Genomic DNA, 5824 nt, shown 5'->3' with positions numbered 1-5824 from the left:
CGTCCTGCACGACGCCGGCCAGGCCATCGGGGACGCACCCCAGCAGGTCAAGGCCAAAACCCAGGGCAACCCCCTGGCCGCAGGCCTCGTCGCCTTCGGCGCCGGGATGCTGCTCTCCTCCCTGATCCCGGCCAGCGAGAAGGAACGCGAAGCAGCGGACGCCCTCAAGACCGCCGCTGAACCGATGACCACGGAACTGACCGAGGCCGCCAAGGACATGGCCCAAGGCCTGAAGGAACCCGCCCGCGAAGCGATGGAAAACGTCAAAGCCACCGCCACCGACGCCGCCGAACACGTCAAAGCCGAAGGCCAGGTCGCAGCAACCGACGTCAAAGACCGGGCAACCGACGCCAAAGACCACGTCCAGAACACGTAGTCCGTAAACGCTGACGGGGCCGTCCTTCCAGAGGAAGGGCGGCCCTCTCGGCTGATTCACCACCATTGGATACACCACAACTTCCGCTACGAAGGGACCCCCGTCATGAAGAAACTGCTCCTTGCCTTCCTCCCCGCCATCATCAGCCGCATCCTGCGCGCACGCCGGGCCAAGCAGAACCCCACCGCCACGCCGCCCCGCAGCCGGAACCGGTACTGACCCTGCCCGATGCGCTGCACGAGTTGGTTGCGCTGCACGAACCGAACATTCCCCAGGAGAAGCAATTGCACATCCCAGAACCGCGGGGCCCCCTCAGCGCAGCCCTGCTGGCGGTCCTCGCTGGCCAGCCCACGGAGATTGTGGCGGCCCTGACAGGCCTTCCGGCTCTCGTCGCGGCACGGCTGGCCGAGGCTGACGACGTGATCGAGGACGACGACATCCAGCTTGCGCTCTTCTGCCTTTACGAGCTCCACTACGGCGGGCTTGATGGTGTGGATGACGGCTGGGAATGGCATCCGGGTCTGATCGCGGTTCGCCGGCTCCTGGAGGAGCCGTTCGAACGTGGACTCCGTGTGGCGGCCGCCGCTGCGGTCCCCGAGGTCCCACCGGTTCCGGCTGCGCTTCCGGTGAGCGACGGCGTCGCAACCGTTCTGTTTGCCCTCGCTGCCGCGGACACCGGACCCAGCCTTTCGAAGTACGTTGCGAAGAAGGCCACCGTTCCACAGCTCAGGGAGTTCCTGGTCCACAAGTCCATTTATCAGCTCAAGGAGGCGGACCCGCATACGTGGGCCATCCCCCGCCTGACCGGCCGGGCCAAGGCCGCGCTGGTGGAGATCCAGGCCGACGAATACGGCGGCGGCCGCGCGGACCGGATGCACAGCACTCTGTTCGCCGGGACCATGCGGGCGCTCGGACTCGATGACCGGTACGGCGCCTACGTTGACACCGTGCCGGCAATTGCCCTGGCCTCGGTCAACATGATGTCCCTCTTCGGGCTGAACCGACGGCTCCGCGGCGCCATCGCCGGACACCTGGCGATCTATGAAATGACCTCCTCCCGGCCCAACCAGCTGTACGGCAACGGGTTCCGCCGCCACGACTTTGATGCTGCGGCAACGGCCTACTTCGACGAGCACGTTGAGGCAGACGCCGTCCACGAACAGATCGCCGGGCGGGATCTCGCCGGCGGCCTGGTCGAGGCCGAGCCGGACCTGCTTCCCGATGTGCTGTTCGGCGCGACGGCGGCCATGGCCTTGGACGCCCGGCTCACCCTCCGCGTCATGGACGCGTGGGAGAACGGGCAGTCGTCGCTCCGCTCCGGCTTCAGCGTGGCCGCATGACGGCGCCTCAGGAACGCCCGGACCGGGAACCCGCCGATGGATCAATCACCGTCTGCCCGGACGGGCCGCTCCTGGTCCGCGGCGACTTCGAAATCCTCACACCCTCAGGCGAGCCCGTGCCGAGGCAGCGCCGGACAGTTGCCCTCTGCCGGTGCGGCGCCTCAGCTATCAAGCCCTACTGCGACGGAACGCACAAGCTGATCAAGTTCCGGACCGAACCTCCGGGCCCGGCCGACGCCGGGGAGTAGGCGCCGCTCCCCTGCGGTGCCTCTCCCTCAGATTGCTCGGAAAATGAGGTCCGCTAACGGACGACGCCGAGGCTCACCAGGGCGGCGCCCTCACCCTCGGCGAAAACGGTTAAGGACGTGCTGGTGTCACTGGGGAAGATCTGGTCCGTGATGGTGGCCAGCCCGTCCTGGGCGAAGACTTCCACCGAGCAGCGGTCCAGAAAAACCTGAAGCCGCAACCGGCCATCCTCCAGCGCCACGGGGACCCGCTCCACGGAGGCAAAGTCCTCGTGGAAGCGGGTCTCCCCGGAGGCTGTCCGGTCCAGGCGAAGCACCCCTTGGGCGACGTTGTAGGCCAGGACAGTCCGCTCGCCGGTGCCTTCGCGCAACACCAGGCCGACCTCGTTTGCCGTGCCGGGCACGAACTCGGCATCGATCCGCAGCACATCTGCGGGACCCTCCACGGTCAGAGGGTAAGAACCGGAGAGCTGCTGCGGCGCGGCGCACACAACATCACAGGTTCCCGCAAAGGGATCAACCGGCTGCTGCTTCAGCACCACCCGCCCGGCCAGCCCCGCTTGCCCGGCCCGGCGGACAAGGGTGACTTCCCGTACCAGGGTCATGGCGCCCCGCCAGCCGCCGGTGGGTGTCAGCGCGCCGTATTGCCAGTTGTTCATCCAGCCGATCATGAGCCTGCGTCCGTCCGGAGCATTGCTGAAGGACACGGCGGCGTAGTAATCCCGGCCCCAATCGAGCCAGCCGTACTCCCCCATCCTGGCGCCGTTCTCCTGCATCCCTTCGGTGACCGTACTGTCGGAACGGAACCGGACGCCGTCGAACTCTCCGAGGAAGTACTGGCCGCCGGAACCCCCGGCAATCCCGCCGGGGTTCAGGTTCACCACCAGCACCCACTTGGAGGTGCCGGGTTCCCCCTCGACCGGCAGTTCAAAGAGGTCCGGGCACTCCCATACCCCGCCGGTGGCATTGGCCGGGCCGAAGGTGCTCAGATACTCCCAGGTCACCAGATCCCGGGACTTGTAGAGGAGAACCTCGCGGTCCACCGCCTCCACCGCCACCATGACCCAGTAACTCTCCGTCCCGCCGTCGTACCAGAAGACCTTTGGGTCACGGAAATCGGCAGACGCGCGGTCCAGCACGGGGTTCCCCGCGTACTTCAGCCAAGTGGCGCCGTCGTCCGTGCTGTACGCGAGGGACTGCGCCTGGCGTCCAGCCAGCGGGGACCCTGCGGAGTAGGCGCTGGTGTAGATGGCAACCAGCGGTGAGGTGCCCGGGGCTCCGAAGCCGCTGGTGTTATGGACGTCCACGACGGCGGAACCTGAGAAAATGGCTTCCTCCCCGTCGCACCCGATGGCCACCGGCTGCTCGTCCCAGTGCACCAGATCCGCTGAGGTGGCATGGCCCCAGGACATGTTGCCCCAGTCCGCGCTGTGCGGGTTGTGCTGGTAGAAGAGGTGATAGACGCCGTTGGAGTAGAGCAGTCCGTTGGGATCGTTCAGCCAGTTGCGCGCTGCCGTGAAGTGGTACTCCGGCCGGAACCGGGAGTCTATGGTGAGGCCTGATGCCATGGCTGAGGGTTCTTCTTTCGAGCTGAGGGCTGAGGTCATGGCGGGCATCAGCCCTTGACGCCGCTGGAGGCGATGCTGTTGATGAAGGACTTCTGGAAAGCGATGAAGAGGATCACCACGGGCACGGTGATGAGCGAGGCGTACGCCATGACTTCGCCCCAGGAAACGTTGAGCTGGAAGAAGTACTGGATGCCGATCATCACGGGCCGCAGCTCCTCCGACTGGACCACCATGAGCGGCCAGAGGTAAGAGTTCCAGGCGGGCAGGAACGTCAGGATGGCCACTGTGGCCGTGGCCGGACCGGCGAGGGGCATGACCACCTGCCGGTAGATCTTGAACCACCCTGCGCCGTCGATCCGGGCCGCTTCATCGAGTTCCTTGGGAATGGACTCAAAGTACTGGTGGTACAGGTAGATGGAGAACGCATTGGCAATGAAAGGGATGATCTGGACCTGGTACGTGTCCAGCCAGCCTTTCGAGAACTCCAGGCTGAAGCCGTCCAGCTCAAAGTAGGGCAGCTGGTTGACCCACCACACCAGCGGCAGCGCCAGGGTCTGGAACGGCACAATCAGGGTGGCGAGGATGGCGCTGAACACGATCCGCTTGCCGCGGACCTCCATGCGGGAGAGCGCGAAGGCGCAGAGGCTGTTGACGAAGATGCCCAGCACCACCGTCACCGCCGAGACTCCGATGGAGTTGATCAGGAAACGGGCGGCGGGCACGCGGTCGAACACCGCGGCGTAGTTGTCGAAGGAGATGTTTCCGATCGGCAGGAAGGCCGCCACGGAGGACATGTCACCGAAGATCTGCTGGTCCGGTTTGAGGGAGGACACCAACATGAACACGATGGGGAAAACGGCGACGGCGGCGAACAGGATGCGTACAGCCATGGTCCCCAGGCTGGTCAGGTTCGTGGAAATGAAGGTCGGTTTCATTTCAGTCCTTCTCTCGGGTCAGGTAGCGCTGCACTGCGGAAACCAGCAGCACGAGGACGAAGAATACGAGCGAGATGGCTGAGGCGTAGGAGGTTTCCTGCTGCTTGAATCCGGACCGGACTGCCTCGTAGATGATGGTGGTGGTGGAATCCAGGGGACCGCCCTGGGTCATCACGCTGACCTGGTCAAAGAGCCCCAGCGCCTGGATGGTGATGGTCACCAGGACCAGGCTGCGGGTGTGCTTCAGGCCTGGCCAGGTGACGAACCGGAACTGCTGCCAGTGGCTGGCGCCGTCAAGCTGCGCTGCCTCGTACAGCTCTCCGGGAACGCTTTGGAGCCCGGCCAGCCAGATGATCATGTGGAACCCCGCTGCCTGCCAGATCGACAGGGCGATGATGGCCGGCATGGCCGTGGCGGGGTCGTTGAGCCAGTCGGCGCCCTGGATCAGGCCGAAGCTGAACGTGGAGAGCAGTTCGTTGATCAGGCCTTCCCGGCGGTACATGAACATCCAGAGCAGCGACACCACCACCATGGAGGTGACCACCGGCAGGAAGTAGATGGTGCGGAAGAAGTTCACGCCGCGGAACTTCTTGTTGATGAGCAGGGCCATGGCCAGGGCCAGGGCGGACTGCACCGGCACCACGATCACCGCAAAGTACGTCACGTTCAGCAATGCGCGCCAGAACGTGGGATCGGCGAAGAGCCGGGCGAAGTTGTCCGCGCCCACGAACTCCACGGGCCGCGGGGAAATCAGGCGGGCGTTGGTGAACGCGAGGCCGAACCCCATGATCGCCGGGAGGAACACAAACAGCAGGAGTAGGGCGGCCGCAGGGGCGATCATGCCCCAGCCGCTGATCTGTTCGCGGAGGAAGCCGGGGCGTGATCGGCGGGGGCGGGTTGGGCCGCTTGCAACGGCCGGCTCGGTAACGGCCTGGGGTGGACGGGTGGGAAGTGGGCTGAGGGTCATGGGAGTCTCCTTGACAGGACCTGGGGTACGACGACGGCGGCACTCGCCGGCGTCGTCGTACCCCGGATCTGGCTATTTCTGGTAGCCGCCGTTGGACTTGATGTTGGCGTCAATCGCCTTGGCAGCCTTGTCCAGCGCACCCTGCGGATCCGCTCCGGCAAGGATGTCCTGGGTTGCCTTGCCGAATTCGGTGGCAATGAACGGGTAAGCGGGGGTCTCCGGCCGCATCACGGCGTAGTTGCGGGAGAACTCCATGAAGATACGGTTGGCGCCGCCCTCGGCGAAGGCCGGGATCAGCGCGGCGGCGTCGTTGGTCGCTGGGATGGTGCCGGTGGCCTTGGCCACGGCGGCGAGGTTCTCCGGCTTCAGGGAATAGGAGAGGTAGTCCATGGC

5 protein-coding genes and 2 pseudogenes are annotated in these 5824 nt (G+C 65.5%); 3 read left to right on the top strand and 4 right to left on the bottom strand.

The window, feature by feature from the left end:
* From DBR22_RS12630 to DBR22_RS12620, 3 genes and pseudogenes are all read left to right on the top strand, one after another.
* Positions 1-376: pseudogene (locus DBR22_RS12630) on the top strand (DUF3618 domain-containing protein); the annotation flags it as partial.
* Positions 377-660: 284 nt separating this feature from the next.
* Positions 661-1716, top strand: a complete 1056-nt coding sequence (locus tag DBR22_RS12625) for an iron-containing redox enzyme family protein (protein ID WP_108599306.1) — start codon at positions 661-663, stop codon at positions 1714-1716.
* On the top strand, positions 1713-1964 hold the full coding sequence (locus tag DBR22_RS12620) for a CDGSH iron-sulfur domain-containing protein (protein ID WP_108599304.1): 252 nt from the start codon (positions 1713-1715) through the stop codon (positions 1962-1964). Before DBR22_RS12625 ends, DBR22_RS12620 begins: the two co-directional genes overlap by 4 nt.
* A gap of 53 nt (positions 1965-2017) precedes the next feature.
* On the opposite strand, the gene DBR22_RS12615 is transcribed toward DBR22_RS12620, so the two are convergent.
* The 4 genes and pseudogenes from DBR22_RS12615 to DBR22_RS12600 all read right to left on the bottom strand — a co-directional run.
* On the bottom strand, positions 2018-3529 hold the full coding sequence (locus DBR22_RS12615) for a glycoside hydrolase family 32 protein (protein ID WP_375134959.1): 1512 nt from the start codon (positions 3527-3529) through the stop codon (positions 2018-2020).
* A 47-nt stretch (positions 3530-3576) separates the two neighbouring features.
* On the bottom strand, positions 3577-4464 hold the full coding sequence (locus tag DBR22_RS12610; RefSeq protein WP_108599303.1) for a carbohydrate ABC transporter permease: 888 nt from the start codon (positions 4462-4464) through the stop codon (positions 3577-3579).
* A 1-nt stretch (position 4465) separates the two neighbouring features.
* Positions 4466-5431, bottom strand: a complete 966-nt coding sequence (locus tag DBR22_RS12605) for a carbohydrate ABC transporter permease (protein WP_108599302.1) — start codon at positions 5429-5431, stop codon at positions 4466-4468.
* A gap of 72 nt (positions 5432-5503) precedes the next feature.
* Positions 5504-5824, bottom strand: a pseudogene (locus DBR22_RS12600) (sugar ABC transporter substrate-binding protein); the annotation flags it as partial.

The sequence above is a fragment of the Arthrobacter sp. HMWF013 genome (assembly GCF_003061105.1).
Classification (GTDB): Bacteria; Actinomycetota; Actinomycetes; order Actinomycetales; family Micrococcaceae; genus Arthrobacter.
This window is presented reverse-complemented; position numbering and strand designations above follow the sequence as displayed.